The following is a 19,922-nucleotide window of genomic DNA, read 5'->3' on the forward strand; positions in this document are numbered from 1 at the left end:
CAAATACAAATATCTATGATTAAAAAGCCGATTTATGCCATCATTTTTACGCTACTATTTTCGGTAACCGCCGGGATGGTCTACTATGATTTTGACGCCGGTGAAATGCTTGCCACGATTAATGTCAGAATTCAGGAAGACAACCAGGATAACACCTGGAGAGTAAAAGACAATGAGGGTCGGAATATGGGGACCATCAATGCAAATAGAAACGATAGCGATCAGATCAACTGGCTGACTGTTGGATCAGACATGGTTTTCACCTTCGACAAAGATGTCAACAGGTATTTCGAGTTTGAGGAGGGACTGTTTGAAGATGGATATACTCAGAGGGTGGAGGCCAATAAGAGAATCAGTTTGACGGTTCGTGAAGATGCGCCCGCCGATACGCTAATCTATAATGTCTTTGTAATCTCTGCAGAGAAGTACGTAGTGGGCAACTCACCACCTAAAGTCGTAATCAGATAAAGTGGAGATGCAGTGACGAACTTCAAGATGCCCCAAACCGGGCATCTTATTTTTTTAATTCTAAGTGATAACTTGTCCTAAACAATTTAAGCAGTTTGTAAACCCCTCTGTGCCTGCAGATTTTTGTAGAATTTCAATACAGAATGAGACTTCGTTTCACGTTTTACTTCTCGCTTTTCCCGTCTCCTGTCTCACATCCCTAAATCAATTAACCTTGGCTCGCTGTTTTTTCTGAATCTCCTCCCGGCGGGTACAATTTTCGATATCTTCGCATGCCCCAAAGAAGTGAAGTGAGTGTCCGGTGATATTGAAGTCATGAATCTTCTCCATCATGGTTTTAATCTCCTGTATCCTGGGATCACAGAACTCAAGAACAGCGCCGCACTCCTTGCAAATGATATGATCATGCTGTTGGTAGGCATAAGCACGTTCGTAATAATACTGGTTCTTGCCGAACTGGTGACGTTGTACCAGGTTGCATTCAACCAACAGGTCAAGCGTATTATAGACAGTGGCACGCGAAACCCTTGACCCTGTATCTTTCATATTGAAAAAGATGTCATCGGCGTCGAAGTGCCCGTCAGCACGATAAATCTCCTCCAATACCATAAATCGTTCGGGAGTTTGTCGCTGGTTGTGTTCCTTCAGGTGTGAACGGAAAATTTCTTTAACCAGGTCAATTGTTTCTTCTTTTGCAGGGTGTGCCATGAATGTGGGATCAAATTTTTTATTCAATATAAGGAATCCGAAGAGCCAATAAAAAGAGATCAATAAGCGCGTGCTGAAAATTCCATTCATAATGTTATATTCGACCTACCCTTAATAAATCTTGCTTTAGGTAGATATGTATGGGTAACACTGATCAGTAACAGCGCTTTAGATTAATAGCGGGGATTCATCGGAATTTCCAATTTTGGCTTATCGTTAGCCGGATTTCATTGTAACTGTAATTAATATAAAATATATGCCAACTGTAGTAGCTTTTGAAACTATTTCCGAGCTCTTTACCAGTTTGTCAAAAAAATACCGCAACACCGATAAAGTTGCCTTCGGACGAAAGCCGAATCCCGATGGTGAGTATGAAACCATAGACTGGAAGGAAGTTACCGAAGATGTTAAGAACCTGGCGGCATATATGGTTGAGCATGGCATTGAAGCGGGTGACAGGGTAGCTATCTTAAGTGAAAACAGGTATGAATGGGCGGTCATCGATCTGGCCTTGCAGATAATTGGAGGCGTCAACGTATCGCTTTATACATCACTGCCGCCCAATCAGTGCGAATATATTCTCAGGGATTCCGAAGCTAAGTTGTTTTTTGCCTCTACAGGTATACAGGTCAAGAAAGCTATTAAAGTATTTGAAAATTGTGAGAATCTGAATAGGGTTGTGGCTATTGACCAGCCTAAGGTGGAAGAGTACATGGAAGAGCCTTACTTGACACTATTTGATAAGGTCATGGCCGAAGGAATGAAGCTCTATCCCAAACAGGAGGAGGAGATAAATGAGCGCATTAAAGCTATTGAACCGGAGGACCTGGCAACTCTGATCTATACGTCGGGTACCACCGGGAAGCCCAAGGGTGCTATGCTAACCCATCGCAATATCGTCAGTAACATCAAGGCGGCACATCAACACATCGATATTTATGAAAATGATCGCTGCCTTTCCTTTTTGCCATTGTGCCATGCCTTTGAACGCACTGCTGGTTTTTATGCGATGATGGCCGGCGGCGCGGAGATCTTTTATGCGGAAAGCGTTGATACCGTTGCAAAAAATATGACGGAGGTGAATCCCTCTATCATCATCAGTGTGCCCCGGCTCTTTGAAAAGATATACAATCTTGTCACCAAGAGTGTGGAAGAAGGGACCGCCGTCAAACAGAAAATCTTCAATTGGGCTTTTGAAGTAGGCAGGAAATATGCGGAAGGAAAACGCGGTTTGGTCGCTCTTCAAAAGAATCTGGCTGACAGGCTGGTTTTCAATAAGTTGAAAGAGAGAACGGGAGGAAATATCAGATTTTTTGTTTCCGGAGGCGCAGCCTTGCCTGCTGAAATAGGACATTTCTTTATGGCAGCGGGTCTTAATATTCTGGAAGGTTACGGATTGACTGAGACATCTCCGATCATGTGTGCCAATAAATACGGCGATGAGAGAATGGGTACTGTTGGGCAGGTACTTAACGGCATCACGGTAGGTATTCAGCGATTAGAAGATGGTAAAATCATTGCCGAGGTCAGCGGGGAGGATTATCCAACCGATATCAGTTCAGAAGCGGGTGAAATATTGTGCAAAGGTCCGAATGTGATGAAAGGATACTGGAAAAATGACGAAGCTACCCGTGAAATGATTGATGAAGACGAGTGGCTTCACACCGGTGATGTTGGGCGTTTCGTAGACGGGAACCTTCAAATTACGGATCGCATTAAACATATGATTGTAAATGCCGGCGGTAAGAATATCTATCCCGGTCCGATTGAAGATCTATTTAAAACCAGCAAATGGGTTGATCAGCTTGTGGTAGTAGGCGAGAGGCAGGCTTATATGGCGGCACTGATTGTTCCTGATTTTGAACTGTTAAAATCACATGCAAAATCGAATAACATCGCATACGATTCTATCGAAGACCTCATCAACAGTGAGAGTATTCAGTCGATCTACCGCAAGGAGATAAGAAGCTACTCAAAAGAGCTGGCCTCACATGAGAAGATCAGGGATTTCCGGTTGGTACCGAACGAGTTTACGGTAGAATCGGGAGAGCTCACGCCCACGCTGAAAGTCAAGAGGCGAATAATTGAGGATAAGTATAGTGATCTGATCGAGGATATTTTTGCTGACTCAAAATAAACTAACTGTTAATTTCAGCTGACTTTTTTAACAAAAGCTCAGCAACTAATTATTTAATAGCTACAGATGTCTTATACCATATTTTACTGGATTCACATTGTATCGTACATAGCATGGCTGGCGGCCTTCGTTGGCAGCATGTTTTTTGCCTGGAAAACAGGAAAAGCCTTTCAAACTCCTGATGAGAAGAAATTCATGAAATTTGAACGTCTTTCTACGAGCATAGGGGCACACTTAGGTGCTCTTGGAATTCTGATTTCCGGCGGAGCTATGGCCTCAATTCCCAGCGGACCCAAATGGGGTTGGTTCAATTTTGCCGATTATGCCTGGCTGGGAGTCAAACAGGTACTATTTATGCTCATTTTAGTACTTGTAGGATTTTCAATTAAACGCAGTATCGCTTTTAAGAAGCAAGTGCGAAGTGAAGAGGATGATACCTTGAGCATGGAAGCTCGTGATAAGTGGAACAAAGCGTATAAGATGTCACTTATCGTTTACTTATTGGTACTGGTAAATACGCTTTTGGGACTGTTTAAGCCGTTTTAGAGGAAAAAGCGAGAAGGCAGAATTGAGAAAGGTACACTCTGTGTATCTCTGTTTTTTCTCTGTGTAACTCTGTGTTACAACCCGAAGGGACTACTTATTTTAGTTCTTTCTCCAGTTTCCTAATGAAGCGCTTCACTCTTCTCCGGTTTACCCCGAGATCACTGTAGCCGACCCTGCTGGCGCTTCGGATGTGCAGATGACTAGCTGATGCCTCCTCTTCTATCAACACAATAAAATCATCCTTGTAGATAAACACCCTGAACACCGCATTGAGGCGAAGCGGTTCCTCCAGTGTTTTCAGTTCTACAGCTCCCATGTCTTGAATAACCGATTTAGCTGCATTGAAAACAGTTTCCGGTTTTTCATTATAAGACGTAGTAAACCTAACACAATTGGGTGAGTCAGGACAGGGCGGTAGTAGATTGCGCCTATCTTCGCTTTGATCAAAATCATCGGAAGTGGAGCCGCTAAAAAAGAATGTAATAGCCATTTAAGAACTCTTGAAGGTTGAAAATACTAATTGAAGCCCAGGCAGCGCATACAATCTTCAAGGTTGTCAACTGAGTGAAGAAGGGTTTTGTTTTTGCCATCAATAAAACCTGATTCTTTAGCGTGTTCAATGAAGTCAATCAGCTTATCATAATACCCGTCAATGTTGTAAAGAATCACCGGTTTCTTATGGATCTTGAGTTGCAGCCAGGTGATGGCCTCCATCAATTCCTCGAGTGTGCCATATCCGCCGGGGAGGGCAATGAAGGCATCGGAAAGCTCAGCCATCATCGCTTTGCGCTCATGCATGGAGTCGGTAACATGAAGGGCAGTCAGGTTAGTATGGCCGACTTCCCATTGCATCAGGTGGTCGGGAATGACCCCATGTGCTTTACCTCCATAGGTCAGCACTGTGTTGGCAATCACATTCATCAGTCCCACAGAGCCCCCGCCGTACACCAGTTCAATATTATGCTCAGTAAGTCTTTTACCTAAAGCGCGGGTTTCTTCCGTAAAAGTACCATTGGTACCGGAACTGGATCCACAGAAGACACAAACTCTCTTAATGCTCATGCATTGGCCGTTGTAGTCATCATGCGATTTAGCACAGCTTCCAATTTATCGAGAAAGTAGTCGATATCATCGATAGTGTTACTCTTACCCATGCTGATGCGGATACTGGAATTGGCTATTTCAGGATCTAAGCCCAATCCTTGCAGTACATGCGATGGTTCTACAGCCCCGGAAGTGCAGGCAGACCCGTTAGAAACACATATGCCTTCCATATCAAGGTTTAACAATAACATTTCACCGTCGATACCATTTCCCTGCTCATCGGTAAAGGCAAGATTGATGATATGGGGCACGCTGCTTTCCGGGTTCCCGTTTATAACAAACTTACCGTCAAATCGGTTGTGGAGACCTTTTAGCAACCTTTTTCTTAGCTTGTCATAGTGCTCAAGGTTTACGTCGACCTCATCTGTAGCCAACTCAAGGGCTTTAACCAGGCCTATAATTCCCGGAACGTTTAATGTGCCACCGCGACGTCGCCTTTCCTGTGATCCCCCGTGCATCCAGGGGATCCAGGGGCTGCCGTGACGTACATACAATACTCCGATTCCCTTTGGCCCGTAGATCTTGTGTCCGCTCATGCTAAGGAAATCAAGTCCAAGTTCTTCAACATCTACGGGAAGCTTTCCGATACTTTGAACCGCATCTGAGTGAAAAGGCACTCCATGCTCCTTACATATTGCACCTATTTCTCTCAAAGGATTGATATTGCCTATTTCATTATTTACATGCATCAATGAAACAAGGGCTGTTTCATCAGTGATGGCTTCTTCTACCTGTTTGGGAGTAATATTACCCTTTGAATCGGGTTCAATATAGACAGGTTTACCGCCTCTTCGTTTTTCACACTCTGCGGAATGCAATATCGCGTGATGTTCCAGGGGCGAGGTAATCACATCAGATTTGCCGATTGCGGCCCGCACTCCTTTAATCACTGCGTTGTCGCTTTCGGTACCCCCGCTGGTAAAAATGATTTCTGCCGGTGAAGCACCGATCAATTCTGCAACTTTTTCGCGTGCTTCCTCAACAGCCACCTTGGCGTTATTTCCAAGCTGATGGGCTGAATTGGCATTGCCGAATTCTTCAGTAAAGTAGGGCTTCATAGCCTCAAAAACCCGTTCATCTACGGGAGTGGTGGCAGCATGGTCGAAATATACCGTTCGCATGAATCCTTTTTAGATTGAAAATTTTATCATCCAATAATACCCAAATTGTCTGACAAAGTCATACTACGGATCCTTCAAACTGGTCTCCAAGAATATTGCTGTAGAGATACCTTAAAAAATTTTACCAGGTTACATTACACGCATCTCAGCTAATGTAATAACTTCACGGGATGGTTGTTATCTTAACCTGCCTGTTTAATATTGTTTTTGTATGCAGGGTAATTCAGTATATATTTCTCGCAAAATATCATAACGGCACTACATGACCTAATTGGCAGTATGCGAACCAGCACTCGGGCTTTTAAAACCTGTATTCTTCTTATTTTATGGATCTGTTACTTGGGTACATCCCGGACCTTTGCCCAATCCGCTGCTCAACATGCTACTCTGATGGGTTGGGAGCAACGAACGCTCAACTTTATGCTCGATCGGAGTCATAATTATGGAGGCACCAATTACGGTCGCGGCCTCTTCCGGGATAATATCAATCTTATGAGTCCGGAACATGAAATTGATTTGCTCACCTATGGCTTTACTCTTGTGGATGATTTTCATTGGGAAACATCCGATGAAGCCTATCGCCTTAGTTTTGGAAGCCTGAATGCCAGGGACTTTGCTGTGGAAAATAAAATCAAATCAACTTATAGTTTCGATTCCAGGAATGATTTTATCATAAACGGCACGCATGAAGAGAACTTAAGAGCGAGCCGATTATTCTTTCAACTCGGTTATGAACATCATTTCAAAGGTAAACATCACGTTGGCGGTAGCCATACCTTTCTCAATGATAAAAGTGACCTGGACTTGACGGCTTACTACCGATATGGTTCGTTTGAAGAAGGCATGGTGTATGCGGGTATTACTTTTCTTGATTGGACCGGAAATGTCGTTCAGGGTCTGGCAGATGACAGCGACAACCGCTACAACGATACTTATGACCTCACATTTCAGTATGAGAAAAGTCCAAAGCTACTAAATCTGAAATTAGTGAGTCCCCAGATGGGTAATTTCAGGGGAGAATTGTTGGCCGGTTTGCAAACTTACACCCGGAAACTGGTAAATCCTTCCGGAGATTCACTTGACTTTCGTGATGAAGAGTGGGCACACTATATCGGAGCTTTGGTTGAGTATGAGTACGCTAAAGGAATAGTGGGATTGACCTTCCAGCGGCGTTTTTCAAAGCTGCGTCGCCAGCCGGCCCGGGGATCGCAATTTGACGAGGACTTTAATAACTGGCAGTTTTCCGATCGGGGAGGATTCTTTGCAACCGGGAGGTTCGGTCTGTTTCAACTTGAGCAGTGGCTGTGGCTGGAAAGGAATGTAGATCGGTTACAGGGAGAACGGGTACCTGATGATCTGGCACCTGATTATTTATCCAATGAACGCCGGCCCTTTAATTTTATTGAACGCCGTTTGAAGATTAAAAGCAGATTGCTTTACGGCTCCTTAAAGAAGGGCTTACAAACAGGAATAGAGTTTCATGCTGACTATCGTTATCCTCAGGGAGAGAAAGCTCCCGGTAATGGTGTCCGTAATTTTGATTTTAGAAATGTCTATCCGATTGTAAGAAACAGAAACGAACGCATGACATTTACCATTGGATATAGAGTTAATGAAAACTTTTATTTATTGGGCGGAATATCCTATGATCTGGATAAAGACAAACAATCAGGGATAGGTTTACCGCGCATAACCGGAACGCCTACCTGGTTTGACGGCGGTTTCGGACGAATTTCACTGAGCTGGTAATAGTAATTATTGTACTTAAATATTTGAGACTATGGATAAAATGACGCTGAAGGATGTGGAATTAAAGAACAAGAAAGTATTAATGCGAGTGGACTTCAATGTGCCCATAGAAGACGGAAAGATCGGTGATGACAGCCGTATTGTGAAAGCACTGCCGTCCATCAATTATGTAGTCAATCATGGGGGGCTACTGATACTTACCAGTCACCTCGGTCGACCGGGCGGGGAATTTGACCAATCCCTGAGTTTAAAGCCGGTAGCAGAGCATCTACGAACGCTGGTCGATTGTCCCGTTTATTTTGCTGAAGACTGCATAGGGGAGAAGGCTGCAGAAGTCATTCAACAGGCAAATCCTGGCGAGATTGTCCTGCTTGAAAATGTACGCTTCCATCCCGAGGAGAAAGCAAATGAAGAAGCATTTTGCATGAGGCTTGCCGCTCACGCTAATCTTTTTGTTAATGATGCCTTTGGCAGCAGCCACCGGGCACATGCATCGGTGGCCGGAGTGGCAAAGTTTCTCCAACCGGCTGTTTCCGGATTTCTGCTGGAAAAGGAGATCAAATATTTAAGCGAAACCGTGGAGCACCCGGAACGTCCCTTTGTCGCCATTTTGGGAGGTGCCAAAGTATCTGACAAAATCGGTGTAATTGAGAACCTACTGGGTAAAGTGGATACCATTATTATCGGAGGCGGAATGACCTACACCTTCTACAAGGCAAAAGGTTTACCTATTGGTGATTCCCTGGTTGAGGAGGATAAAGTAGATCTTGCAAAGTCATTAATGCAAAAAGCAGAAGATGAGGGCATCAAGTTCATGCTACCCATGGATTCAGTGATTGCAAAGGAATTCAAAAATGACGCTGAACATAAAGTAGTAGACGAAGACGGAATAGAGGACGGATGGATGGCCGTTGATATTGGTCCCCAGTCGTCCATCTCATTTGGAAACGTCATTAAAAATGCCAAAACCGTAGTATGGAATGGTCCGATGGGAGTTTTTGAAATGGAAAACTTTGCAGACGGGACCTTCGCCGTTGCGGAAGCACTGGCAGAAGCCACTGAACATGGCGCTACTACCATAATCGGGGGCGGAGACTCTGCATCGGCTATAAGAAAAGCGGGACTTGAGGATGAAGTCTCACACGTATCTACCGGAGGCGGAGCCAGCCTTGAATTTCTTGAAGGTAAAGAACTTCCGGGAGTTGCAGCGTTGACGGATAAATAGATTTTGAAACGCTAGAATTAATACATAGTTAAGACGGCCAGTACAATAAAGATTGCCCTATGAAAATCTATTTTTCCGGGTCGATACGAGGAGGGAGAATTGATGCCGATCTCTACAGGGATCTGATTACCGAACTCAAAAAGTATGGCCAAGTGCTGACCGAGCATGTTGGGTCATCTGCATTGAAAGAAGAACTGTCCGACCGTGAGATCCATGACCGGGATATCCAGTGGCTACACGAGGCCGATATCGTTATTGCAGAAGTAACAACCCCTTCTTTAGGTGTCGGGTATGAAATTGCCAAAGCCATCTCTTTTGAGAAACCCGTTTATTGCCTGTACCGAGAAAATGAAGAAACGAGGGTTTCAGCCATGATAAAAGGTTCGCCAAAAGTAACTTGCCATTCTTATAACAAATTTCCGGAGGCCCGGGAAATTTTATGCCATATATTTGGCATCCGCACTAGACAGTGAGCTTAAAATTAGGGAAGCCATAAACCGAATGTGGTCAAAGACTTGATGGGATGGACTTATTAACGACGGTTTACCAGTTCCATCAGTTTCTAAAAATTAATACTCAGTTATCCAAAAATGTAAAAAGCATGGATAACTTACATATGTGAATAAAATGATCCTTCCTTTGGTGAAGGTCGGAGGTTTTGTGATCGCTCACAATATGAATTATCCCGATCCCGATTATATCGATGCTATCACACAGAATCTCGAACTGGAGATTGCATTTCTATTCATGCAGAGTGGCGGCATGGGCATAACCATGAAAAAGAGATAGGAACAGCGTATTAGAACTGCCATCTACTCTACTGCAGCTAAGCGGCCAAATTTCGCAGAGCTGAAATACGCTCATCCAAAGGGGGGTGAGTCATAAAAAGTTTTTTCCAACCCTGAGACTTGCCGCCGGAAATACCAAAAGCCTTCATAGAATCGGGCATAGGTGTCGGCTGTTGAGCGTCAGTTTTAAGACGTTCAAGTGCGTTGATCATACCGTTACGGCTGCCGAGTCGGGCTCCTTCTTCATCGGCCCTGAACTCACGGCGACGTGAAAACCAAAACACAATCATCGAAGCGAGTATTGCCAGTACTATTTCGGCTAAAATTGTGGTAACAAAATAGCCGATGCCCAGACCTCGTTCATTTTTCAAAACCACTCTATCCACAACAAATCCTACTACCCGAGCCAGGAACATAACAAATGTGTTAACCACGCCCTGTATCAGTGCCAGGGTAACCATATCGCCATTGGCAACGTGTCCGATTTCGTGACCAAGAACAGCTTCCACCTCGTCATGCTCAAATCGCTGAAGCATACCTTTGCTTACAGCAACCAGGGCGTCATTCCGATTCCATCCGGTTGCGAAAGCGTTAGCCTGGTCAGCAGGAAAAATTCCAACCTCCGGCATACCTATTCCGGCTTGCTCAGCCTGCCGTCGAACGGTCTGAAGTAACCATTCTTCACTTCGGTTTTCAGGCTGGTCAATAAGTTCAACTCCCATCGACCATTTGGCCATTTTCTTGGAGAGAAGCAGGGATATAAAAGATCCGGCCATTCCAAAAACAAAACAGAATATTAGCAGAGCCTGCAGGTTTAGACCCGTTCCATCAAGATAAGAACCGACACCAAGTAAACTCAGCGTAATACTGGCTACTATGATAATAGCCAGATTGGTGGCAAGAAATAAGAAAACGCGCTTCATAGTATTTGTTTAGAAAAATTTATTTGTTAGGGACCACTCTCGAATATAACTAACAACGCAATTTCCTACTTAAAATTATTTCAGCAGGAGATAGTATTAACTGATGGAAAGTTACCCTTAGCTTACAAGAAAAGGCAACTAAGGATAACTATATGGGATCAACTAATGGTATCAAAATCAGGCTGTCACTTTTGCCACGATGTCTTCCAGTATCATGTACAGACAGGGAACAATTACGAGTATAATGGAAGTCGCGAAGATAATCCCAAAGCCCAGTGATATTGCCATTGGTATCAGGTGATAAGCCTGACGTGAGGTTTCCAGTATGATGGGAGTAAGTCCGCCGAAGGTAGTGAGGGTAGTTAGTATAATAGGACGGAAACGCCGCAGGCCGGCCTCATGGATGGCGTCATAAGCCGAATGATCTCCCCGTTTTTTATTTGCCAGGTCAATCATAATCAGCGAATCATTCAATACCACACCTGAAAGGGCAATAACTCCCATAAGGCTTACCAATGATAGGTCATAGCCCAGAAGAATATGACCTATTACCGCACCCACGATACCGAACGGAATGGCAAACATGACGATGAGTGGCTGAATGTAGCTTCTAAATGCTATGGCAAGCAGTGCAAAGATGACCATCATTGCCAGCGCAAAACTTCCCCACAATGCCTGGGTAGACTCGCGCATCTCAGCCTGACTCCCTTCGAAACTCCATGTTATACCGGGAAAGTCAGCCCGAAGCTGCGGCAGCACATCGGTTTGGATAGATTCAAGCACACGGGTCACGGCATTGGCGGGTTCGGCATCCATACCAACAGAAACCACCCTGCGACCGTCACGACGGTTGATGGAAGTGAAGGCTTCACCTTCTTCAATACTGACCACATCAAGCAGCGGTACCTCCATTCCGGTCGGAGTCTGGATGACCAAATCTTCCAGGTGGTAGATGTCCTTGCGCTGTTCTTCCGGCAGCTTTACGCGGACTTCGATCTCATTGGTGCCACGAAGCTGACGCATGGCAAGTGCCCCATAGAAGGCGTTGCGTACCTGTGATCCAACATCTGCAGGTGTCAGTCCCAGTTTTCGACCCTCGGGTAATAATTTGAAATCAAACTGGGTTTTGCCGCGATTGTAATTGTCGTTGACATCGCGAGTTGCCTCAAACGCCTGTACCCGGTTGAAAAATGCCTGGCTGGCTGCTTCAAGGACTTCAATTTCCGAGTGGCTGAGATCCACGGTAATATCCTGCCGATACCCGGCCGGACCCCGTTCAGCTTCAAAGGTAATCTGGTCAACCCCTTCGATATCGCCTATATTATCTCGCCATAGTTCAATCACATCTTGTGCGCTCATATCTCGTTCCCCTGGCGGCTTCATAACTATTTCAACATCAATAAAACTCTGACCGCGGACATTCGTTTTAATGCCATCCGCCACTTCAAACAAATTATGCTCCTCAAACATCACATAGGTATTATTGGTAATTTCCTCCGCGACTTTTGCAGCCTGATCCGGGGTGGTACCGACCGGAAGAGAAACGCCGGCCTCAATCTCATCTGCCGAAACTTCCGGCATCATAACCATGCCCATATGATCACTGTACCCGTAACCCCCTACAACGAGAAGCAGGGCAATTGCGGTGCTTAGTGTGATATATCGATTTCTCAGGCATAGATCCAGGAATGCCCGGTAGTAGGTATCGATAAACTTGTTAAACTTGGTGGCAAATTTCTGTTGCCATCGATGTATGATTTGACCCAGCCGGAAACGACTTTCTTTTTTGGAGCTGTGTCCCAGGTGCGCAGGAAGTATAAACAGGGCTTCCATCAGTGAAACGATCAGTACTACTATGACTACTGCGGGAAGGGGCCACCAGTATTTACCCGTAGTTCCCGGAATGAACAACAGGGGCAGGAAGGCAATGATGTTGGTCAAAATGGCAAAGGTTACCGGCTTGCCCATATCTTTAGCACCTGTGATGGCTGCCTCAATAAAATTCATTCCCTTTTGCCGGTATTCATAGATATTCTCACCTACCACAATAGCATCATCTACTACAATACCCAGCACCACCAAGAACCCGAACATAGATATCATGTTGATACTGATATCAAGCATCGGTAGAAACAGCATGCCGCCTACAAACGATATGGTCATGCCCATCATGACCCAGAATGCCAATCGGTATTCCAGAAAGAGGGTGAGAATAAACAGAACAATCAAAATGGCCAGGATACCATTTTCGGTAAGTAAAGAGAGACGTTCGCTATAATCCCTTGCTGCACTGCTGTCAATACGATATTGCACTCCCGGAGGGAAATTGGGTTCCGCATTTTCCAGGATACTTTTAACGGCAGCAGAAATTTCCAAAGGTGACTGTTCGCCGATCCTATATATCTGAAGATCGACGGTTGGCTGTCTATTAAATTGTCCATGAAAGCCGGTCTCTTCAAAACCATCTTCAATGACCGCTAAATCAGCCAGGGTCACAGACCCGCCATTTTGAGTGGAGATCACTTCAATATCTCCATATTCATCAGCCCATTGTTTGCGCTCTTGCATGCGAAGTAAAATTTCACCGGCATTGGTTTCAACAGCGCCTGCAGGGATATCTTCACTGGAACGGGCTATAATTTCAGCAATCTGTCCAAGCGTAAGATTGTACTCCCGCAATTTGTTACGTGGAATTTCGACATGGGTCACATAGTCAGGCACATTCCCGATTTCGACCTGTGTAATCTCTTCATTGTTGAGAAGCTGGTCACGCACATTTTCAGCCAGTTTGCGGAGTGTCCAGATATCGGAATCGCCATAGAGACCGATGGTCATAACCTCCTGCTGGTTGGACTGCAGCTGAACTTCAGGCTCTTCGATATCGTCGGGGAAGGTTCGTATCCTGTTGACGGCCTGATCAATATCCTGAAATGTCTTCATGCGGTCGGTACCAGCTACCAGCTCGATAGACACGTTACCTGAACCTTCTTCTGCCTGGGAGGTCACCTCTTTGATTCCATCTACACCTCTTATGGCTTCCTCCACAGGTCTCAGTATGCCCTGTTCCACTTCTGCAGGTGCCGCACCGGGATAGACTACACTCACCTCAACAACATCAAGTTGATATTGCGGGAATACCTCTTTCTGAATATTGAACATGGTCCAGATGCCGCCGCCGAGCAGTATAATCATCAGCAGGTTTGCAGCAATGGGATTTTGTGCCATGTAGGCAATAGGTCCGCTGAACAGACTGCTGTTCTCTGTATTGGTATTATTGGATTCAGCCATAGTGTTGGTTTAGCTGTTTCAGGGCTCGTTACAGTTACATGTCACTCATTAGGCTATCCGGACGCGAAGAATTTTGGGAGGCTGACCCTTCAAGCCGGAGCGGGGCCCCATCGGATACGGTAGATAAATTTGTGGTAACAACTTTGTCGGTATCATTAAGGCCTTCCGATATATAGGCATAGTTGGCATCCCTCATTACCACATCAATATCTCTGATGCGTAGTTTACCGTCTTCCATAATCCATACGGTATCATTTGAGCGCACATAATCCCGGTTTAGGCGAATGACGTCAGTCAGTTCATTTCCTTCAATATTTGTCTCAACAAAAGAACCGATAATCAGGGAAGGGGATCCTGAGTTTTCATCACGATAAGCCATTGGATCAGGAATCTCTACTAGCACTCTTGCCATTCTGGTTTGCTCTTCAATGAATCCGACCATTTTAAAGAGAGTCCCGCTTCGATACTCATCAGCCTGCCATGCCGTTCGGTTCCTTATTCGAACTTCCGACCCCTCGGAATTATCATTGTTACGAATGTTAAGCCATCGCAACTTTGACAAGGGAACCGATGCTTCCACCCAGTAGGTATCCAGCCCCACCAACCGTCCCAGATTATTTCCCGGAGCCACCTGTGAACCAATGTTTACATTTCTGCTTATTATATGGGCATCGAAAGGCGCGGTTAAAGTGGTTCGCTTCAGATCCATTTCTGCTCGATTTACCGCTGCACGAGCAGCTGCAACTTGCGCCCTTACAGCATCCAGTTGAGGTTTTCTCAATATACGGGCTTTATTCTGTTCGGATAAGGTATCTCCGTATAACTCGTATTCTTTTTCGGCAGCTTCCTGTCGACCCATTTCAAGATCCAAATCAGCCATAGCCTGTTGAAGTTCGCTGCGTTGTTGCTCCAGGTTATTTTCATAGTCAGAGGGATCAATTCGCAACAGGGTATCACCCTCTCTTACATAACCGCCTGGTGTAAATTCATCTGAACGTTCCACAATTTGTCCGCTGACTCTTGGACTGAGGGTGATATCCTGGGAGGCCCTGACAGTACCCATGGCTTCGATAATGGGCTGGTAATTATCCCGGTTAACCTCAATGATATTCACCAGCATGGCGGTTTCCTGTGTAGCACCGGATCGGGAAGCTTCGGGTTCTGTTGTAAAAATGAGTGCAGTTACAGCACCACCTGTCAAAAGAATTATGACGGAAATGAGCAGCGTTTTATTCCAGTTCATAAGCGGGATCTATCTTTGGCTGTGGATATTAATCGTTTGTTAGAAACGAATTATATTCACTCTAATTGAAATGCCTTTGTCATCATTCCGGCATTTACTAAATAATAAGGGGTAAATCTATAGCAATTTTGAAGTTATCCGGCACGAAGACGCTTATTGAGTGTAGAATATATTTAGGACTCCACATTTTTTTACAGGTCCGGTGCCAATTTATTGTCACAATTTACTCAGCCTAGTATCTTGATCGCTATGTTTCTCAAGATTGATACATCGAACCCATAACTATTTACAACGAAATAGCTCTCTTTCTGTCTACGGCATAGGTAAATCAATGAGAAAAATTGCTAATTGGGAGCTAAAAAAATTGCTGCTATCTGCTCCAGGGAGGTACAATACCGTTCATCCGGGCATAGGCGATTGATTGACCGACGTGTTCACTCATGTGTGTGATATGTTGCATGAGAACGCCCCGGCCGTTGACCGTCCTTCCATATAATTCGGTTTCTTCATTAAGTTTGGCATTCGGCATTTGCTTTACCGCTTCCATTAAATGATCGATGGAAGCTTCCAGTACTTCAACAACATTTTCTTTACCACTTATGGATTCCATGTTCTCCATATCAATATCGTCAGGAGCTGGTATATCCAGAGAAGTGGCGGCATACAAATAATTATAGCGTGCTATGTGAGTATACACTTCTTCCACCGACATAACGCCTTCACCCGGACGCCAGGAGTAGGTATCTGCAGGCATGGCTTTGGCAAGATCCAGCACGCGTGAAGCATATTGAAAATGAGCGATAAACTGCTCTCTGAAATTATGGTCAGTCTCAGAACTTTGTGCCGTCGAATCCGGTAATGAAATTGATAAAAATAGGAGAGAGGATAAGATCAGGGTTAATAGTGTTTTCATAATTCGTGTGCTGGATTAGAATTTAGGTACCGATAATATGAAATGAGATAACATTAACTGCAAATAACCTAACCGGAATCCCAAATAATTTATGAATAACTCTGTCGCGAATCAGTAAGCTATGGTCTGATGGTCACAAATACACAGCTCAATGTTATACGGCACTTTTTTGCTGATCACTTACTCTAATATAATTTCCGAGCCAGGCCCCCGTCCAAATCTCAAATGGTAGGGCAACAAGAAGCACTATTGATATCCAGAGCGGCCAGGATACTGAGCTGCCGAAGAGAGTAGAGAGATTTAAAAATAGCAGAAAAACTCCAAACAGAAAGGCATGTACGTTTATTCGTTTGGGGGCCATGAGGCTGACTACCAAAGTGGCAATAGAACCTCCGATAAAGTTGATAACAATAAGCAGTACCTGTGAAGAAAGGGTTTCCGGAATCATGTCACTGCCCATAGATCCAGGGAACACAGAGTCCAGAATGATACCATAGGGCATGACTATTAGAATAAATGCCAGTCCGCCCAGAAAAAATGCCAGGAGGCTTCTAAATAGTGATGACAAGAAGGAGGTAAAACTCATAGTATTAACTGTGACCCTATTTCTTTTTAGGGACGGATACTAAGAATTAAGACAGCGATTATCCACTTTAAGGAGTTGTATTCCTCATATTTCATATAAGAATCAGCTTATTCCATGATCACTCTGAAGCCGGTGTATGACAAGGGAGCTTCCTTCACTTCTCCGCGTTCATCAACATAACTGACGGCTGAATACCCGTAGCTTGATCCATCTTCCTGATATTCTGAAGCATTACCGCCAAGGTCATAAATCAACGCCTCACCCAGCTTGGTGCCTTTGTAGGATCCCGATTCTTTAAGCAAGGAGTGCTGGAGTTCACCCATTTTTTCACGCAACTCGGGTACTTCATCGATTGTGATCTCATAGCCGGCCCAGTAGTTTAGAGTGTTTTCATTGGCTGCAGTCTTTTTAGCCTGCTTGTGCAGGGAGGTGGCTTCATCGGAATTTGGCAGCCGATAGGTATTACCGGTCAGCGAACTCAGCCATTCGGTATAAGCTATGGCATCTTCCACGGTAATTCCGGTTGCCGGATAATTTGCCCTTACCGCAGGATATGAGTGATTCTGATCATAGGCAGCAAATTGAGCATTTGTGACTTCAAAGCGCCCGATGGCTATTGAGTCTTCTTTTATCCGATTTGTTTCCGGTATCAGACTTCCGCCGGCTACCATTCCATAAAGCCCCTCATTCATCTGGATCTTATCTTTTTTCAAGATCTCGGCAAGGGGACTCTCTTCTTTGAAGGCCTCATTTTCAGGCTCGTAGGTACCGAAAAGATAGGTGTCAAACCATCTGATCTCTTCTTCCATCTTTCGTGTCTGATGCGTCACTTTCTGCAGTCCGTGAGGTTGTCCCGGGTACCACAGGAAGCGGACAGGTGCTTTCTCAATCTGTTGAAGGGCGCGGTAGTACTCCCAGCCCTGGTCACGCGGTACGGCACGATCTTCACTTCCGTGATGAATAAGGGTAGGGGTTCTCACCTTCTCCATCTCAAACAGAGGTGATTTTTGTATGTAGGTTGTATTGTAGATTTTTCCATCGGTGTTGTCCCATGGGGCTCCACCGAAATAACTTTGATCGAATGAGACACCAAAGCGACAGGTTCCATAATCGGAAGTCCAGTTAACATCTCCTGCTCCGGGTGCCGCAACCTTAAACATCTCGGGGTATTGAATCGTGAGCATAGTTGTGATAATAGCGCCGTTCGACCATCCTTTAACCCCAAGTGAGTCACGGTCGACCATGCCCTTATCAATGAGCATCTCAACTCCGGAAATAACATCCGGTACTTCATATTCGTAGTAATGTCCTTTAATGGATTCCACGAATTCCAGTCCGTGATTGGAAGAGCCGTGATAATTGGGCTGCAGTACGAACGCTCCTTTCTGAGCCATGATATTGTTAAAGTCTGTCCATGATTCATTCCAGCTGTCAGTATCCACACCCGATGGACCGCCGTGTATAGTAACAACGAGGGGATAGGCACGTCCTTCCTGGTAGTTATGCGGATAGTACAAAATGCCATTAATTTCATCATCCATCGCGCCGGTCCATGTCACCACTTCAGTACGGGCTTTGGTTTTCTTGTCAAGGTGTTTATTAAGCTTAAAAAGTTCTTCGCCTTCCGGCAGGGATACGTTGTTGCGACCTTTCTTTAAACTCGCTAGCCTATACTGCGGAGGGGTTGAAGCGGTTGAATAGACATATGCCACATTCTTTCCTTCTTTGCCTACCGCTACAATGGAAACACGCTCATCCATCTCGCCGGCGTCCACTTCTTTTTTATTCCATCCGTTTCCGGTTTTCTCCATGTAAGCCAGCTTTACCGTGGCGCCGTTGGCAAGTCCTACAATCAGATCGTTGCCTATCAGATCAAACCCTGAACCGAGTCCCCAATCCCAATCGACGGGTACATTCTTAACCGTATTATCTGCCAAGTTATAATAGTACAGCAAGGTTATACCGGCTCCGTTCCACTCCGGATCGGAAGACTTTACCGATACAAAATAAAATCCTTCATTGTTTTCAGTGAATTCAAAATTTCCAGGGGTCTGGTATCCGTCTTTTAAAATCTGTTGTTTTTCACCGGTTTCCAGGTCCCAAAGGTAGTAGGTAGGTTTGGGATTGGCATCAGCCCCATAGTCAGGTGAGAGGATATGAGAGGTGACCAGATGCTTTCCGTTTTTAGAAACCCGGTACTCACCCACCGGGAATTCATTGTCAGTTAGCCGGCTTATCTCTTTTGATTCCAGATCGAATGAGTAAATACGACTTGCCTTAAAATGTGCTGTATCTTCCACTACAACTGTGTTGTCTTTGGCTTCCTCAAGCTTCATTTCATACAGCGTTTTTCCTTCATCCGATTCAAAGGCCAATTTGTCATCTCCCAGCCATTGAATATCAGAAATGCCCGATTCAAAGGTATGTACCTCATAGGGTTCCCCTCCATAAATACTCATGGCCCAAAGTTTTTTGCCTTCCTCCCGCGAGGATAGAAAATAGATGGTCTTTCCATCTCTTGAAAAGAGCGGACTGTTATCCGATTCTTTGCCACGGGTTAGCTGCACTGTTTTGAACGTATCGTCCTCTGTTACGTCCAGTCGAGTGAGATAAAGATCAGTAATAAATTTATCCTCTTCTTTATCGGCTCTTCTTTTAACCCACACAAGACTGCTGCCATCCGGGGAGAATTCAAGACTGTAGGCGCTCTCCTGCTTGATGACATCTTCTACAGTCCATTTTGCGGGATCCGCTTCCTGTGCAAGAAGATCGGAGGGTGCTATATATAAAATGATAGTCAGTGAAAATAGTAGGGTAGTGAGATATTTCATGATCGGGAAGTATGTTTCATATGCGGTGGTGATAGTTGCAGCCAATACCTTAACCCGCATGGCAACGAGTTGCCATACAGCAAAAGAAGGCGTAAGGTAGTTGCAGGCAATGGACTAATGTGAAAAAATGGTCGCAATTTTAAAAAGATTAAATTGAATTTTTTGAAAATTATAGACTTAGGCATGAGTAAATCATCCACAGTAAATAAGGATTCCATCGTAGATTTATGTGCTTTTCTGCACAAATCGTATTTAATTCAAGAGTCATTTCGCCTTAAGAATGCACTTTCGA

17 protein-coding genes are annotated in these 19,922 nt (G+C 44.7%); 7 read left to right on the forward strand and 10 right to left on the reverse strand.

All coding sequences use genetic code 11. From position 1 onward, the window contains the following. Positions 1-15: 15 nt before the first annotated feature. Complete coding sequence (locus tag G3570_RS05675) at positions 16-468, forward strand: hypothetical protein (protein ID WP_165140166.1); 453 nt, start codon at positions 16-18, stop codon at positions 466-468. 204 nt (positions 469-672) lie between these two features. Here G3570_RS05675 and G3570_RS05680 read toward each other — a convergent pair whose 3' ends face one another. Then, positions 673-1,176 (reverse strand): Fur family transcriptional regulator, encoded by a 504-nt coding sequence (locus G3570_RS05680; RefSeq protein ID WP_165140167.1) that lies wholly within the window; start codon positions 1,174-1,176, stop codon positions 673-675. Between the two features lie 256 nt (positions 1,177-1,432). Here G3570_RS05680 and G3570_RS05685 point away from each other — a divergent pair, with 256 nt between their 5' ends. Beyond that, positions 1,433-3,313, forward strand: coding sequence for an AMP-dependent synthetase/ligase (locus G3570_RS05685; RefSeq protein WP_165140168.1), 1,881 nt, complete (start codon positions 1,433-1,435; stop codon positions 3,311-3,313). Positions 3,314-3,379: 66 nt separating this feature from the next. Further along, entirely contained in the window at positions 3,380-3,859 is a 480-nt protein-coding gene (locus G3570_RS05690) for a hypothetical protein (protein ID WP_165140169.1), read from the forward strand. Between the two features lie 94 nt (positions 3,860-3,953). Here the strand turns inward: G3570_RS05690 and G3570_RS05695 are convergent, their stop codons facing one another. Genes G3570_RS05695 through G3570_RS05705 form a run of 3 tightly spaced genes read right to left on the reverse strand, consistent with a single transcriptional unit; the run spans position 3,954 to position 6,084 of the window. Beyond that, a complete protein-coding gene (locus G3570_RS05695; protein WP_165140170.1) occupies positions 3,954-4,349 on the reverse strand; it encodes a DUF1499 domain-containing protein in 396 nt (131 codons plus the stop codon). A 26-nt stretch (positions 4,350-4,375) separates the two neighbouring features. After that, positions 4,376-4,921, reverse strand: a complete 546-nt coding sequence (locus G3570_RS05700) for an LOG family protein (RefSeq protein ID WP_249066731.1) — start codon at positions 4,919-4,921, stop codon at positions 4,376-4,378. After that, positions 4,918-6,084 (reverse strand): cysteine desulfurase family protein, encoded by a 1,167-nt coding sequence (locus G3570_RS05705; protein WP_165140171.1) that lies wholly within the window; start codon positions 6,082-6,084, stop codon positions 4,918-4,920. Before G3570_RS05705 ends, G3570_RS05700 begins: the two co-directional genes overlap by 4 nt. A 279-nt stretch (positions 6,085-6,363) precedes the next feature. On the opposite strand from G3570_RS05705, the gene G3570_RS05710 reads away from it, so the two are divergent. From G3570_RS05710 to G3570_RS05725, 4 genes are all read left to right on the forward strand, one after another. After that, positions 6,364-7,833 (forward strand): hypothetical protein, encoded by a 1,470-nt coding sequence (locus G3570_RS05710; protein ID WP_165140172.1) that lies wholly within the window; start codon positions 6,364-6,366, stop codon positions 7,831-7,833. A gap of 31 nt (positions 7,834-7,864) precedes the next feature. After that, on the forward strand, positions 7,865-9,058 hold the full coding sequence (locus tag G3570_RS05715) for a phosphoglycerate kinase (RefSeq protein WP_165140173.1): 1,194 nt from the start codon (positions 7,865-7,867) through the stop codon (positions 9,056-9,058). A gap of 59 nt (positions 9,059-9,117) precedes the next feature. Then, the gene (locus G3570_RS05720) at positions 9,118-9,531 is read left to right on the forward strand and encodes a nucleoside 2-deoxyribosyltransferase (RefSeq protein ID WP_165140174.1); all 414 of its coding nucleotides are present in this window, start codon (positions 9,118-9,120) and stop codon (positions 9,529-9,531) included. A 145-nt stretch (positions 9,532-9,676) separates the two neighbouring features. Further along, complete coding sequence (locus tag G3570_RS05725; protein ID WP_165140175.1) at positions 9,677-9,847, forward strand: hypothetical protein; 171 nt, start codon at positions 9,677-9,679, stop codon at positions 9,845-9,847. A gap of 37 nt (positions 9,848-9,884) precedes the next feature. Here G3570_RS05725 and htpX read toward each other — a convergent pair whose 3' ends face one another. From htpX to G3570_RS05755, 6 genes are all read right to left on the reverse strand, one after another. Next, complete coding sequence (htpX, locus tag G3570_RS05730; RefSeq protein WP_165140176.1) at positions 9,885-10,769, reverse strand: protease HtpX; 885 nt, start codon at positions 10,767-10,769, stop codon at positions 9,885-9,887. Positions 10,770-10,946: 177 nt separating this feature from the next. Next, complete coding sequence (locus G3570_RS05735; RefSeq protein WP_165140178.1) at positions 10,947-14,057, reverse strand: efflux RND transporter permease subunit; 3,111 nt, start codon at positions 14,055-14,057, stop codon at positions 10,947-10,949. 34 nt (positions 14,058-14,091) lie between these two features. Further along, entirely contained in the window at positions 14,092-15,300 is a 1,209-nt protein-coding gene (locus G3570_RS05740) for an efflux RND transporter periplasmic adaptor subunit (RefSeq protein WP_165140180.1), read from the reverse strand. 370 nt (positions 15,301-15,670) lie between these two features. Beyond that, a complete protein-coding gene (locus G3570_RS05745) occupies positions 15,671-16,213 on the reverse strand; it encodes a DinB family protein (RefSeq protein WP_165140182.1) in 543 nt (180 codons plus the stop codon). Between the two features lie 154 nt (positions 16,214-16,367). Beyond that, positions 16,368-16,799: a hypothetical protein gene (locus tag G3570_RS05750; protein WP_165140184.1), complete on the reverse strand. Its 432-nt coding sequence runs from the start codon at positions 16,797-16,799 to the stop codon at positions 16,368-16,370. A gap of 107 nt (positions 16,800-16,906) precedes the next feature. After that, positions 16,907-19,630, reverse strand: coding sequence for a S9 family peptidase (locus tag G3570_RS05755; protein ID WP_165140186.1), 2,724 nt, complete (start codon positions 19,628-19,630; stop codon positions 16,907-16,909). Positions 19,631-19,922: the final 292 nt, after the last annotated feature.

The sequence above is a fragment of the Halalkalibaculum roseum genome (assembly GCF_011059145.1).
GTDB classification, from domain to species: domain Bacteria; phylum Bacteroidota; class Rhodothermia; order Balneolales; family Balneolaceae; genus Halalkalibaculum; species Halalkalibaculum roseum.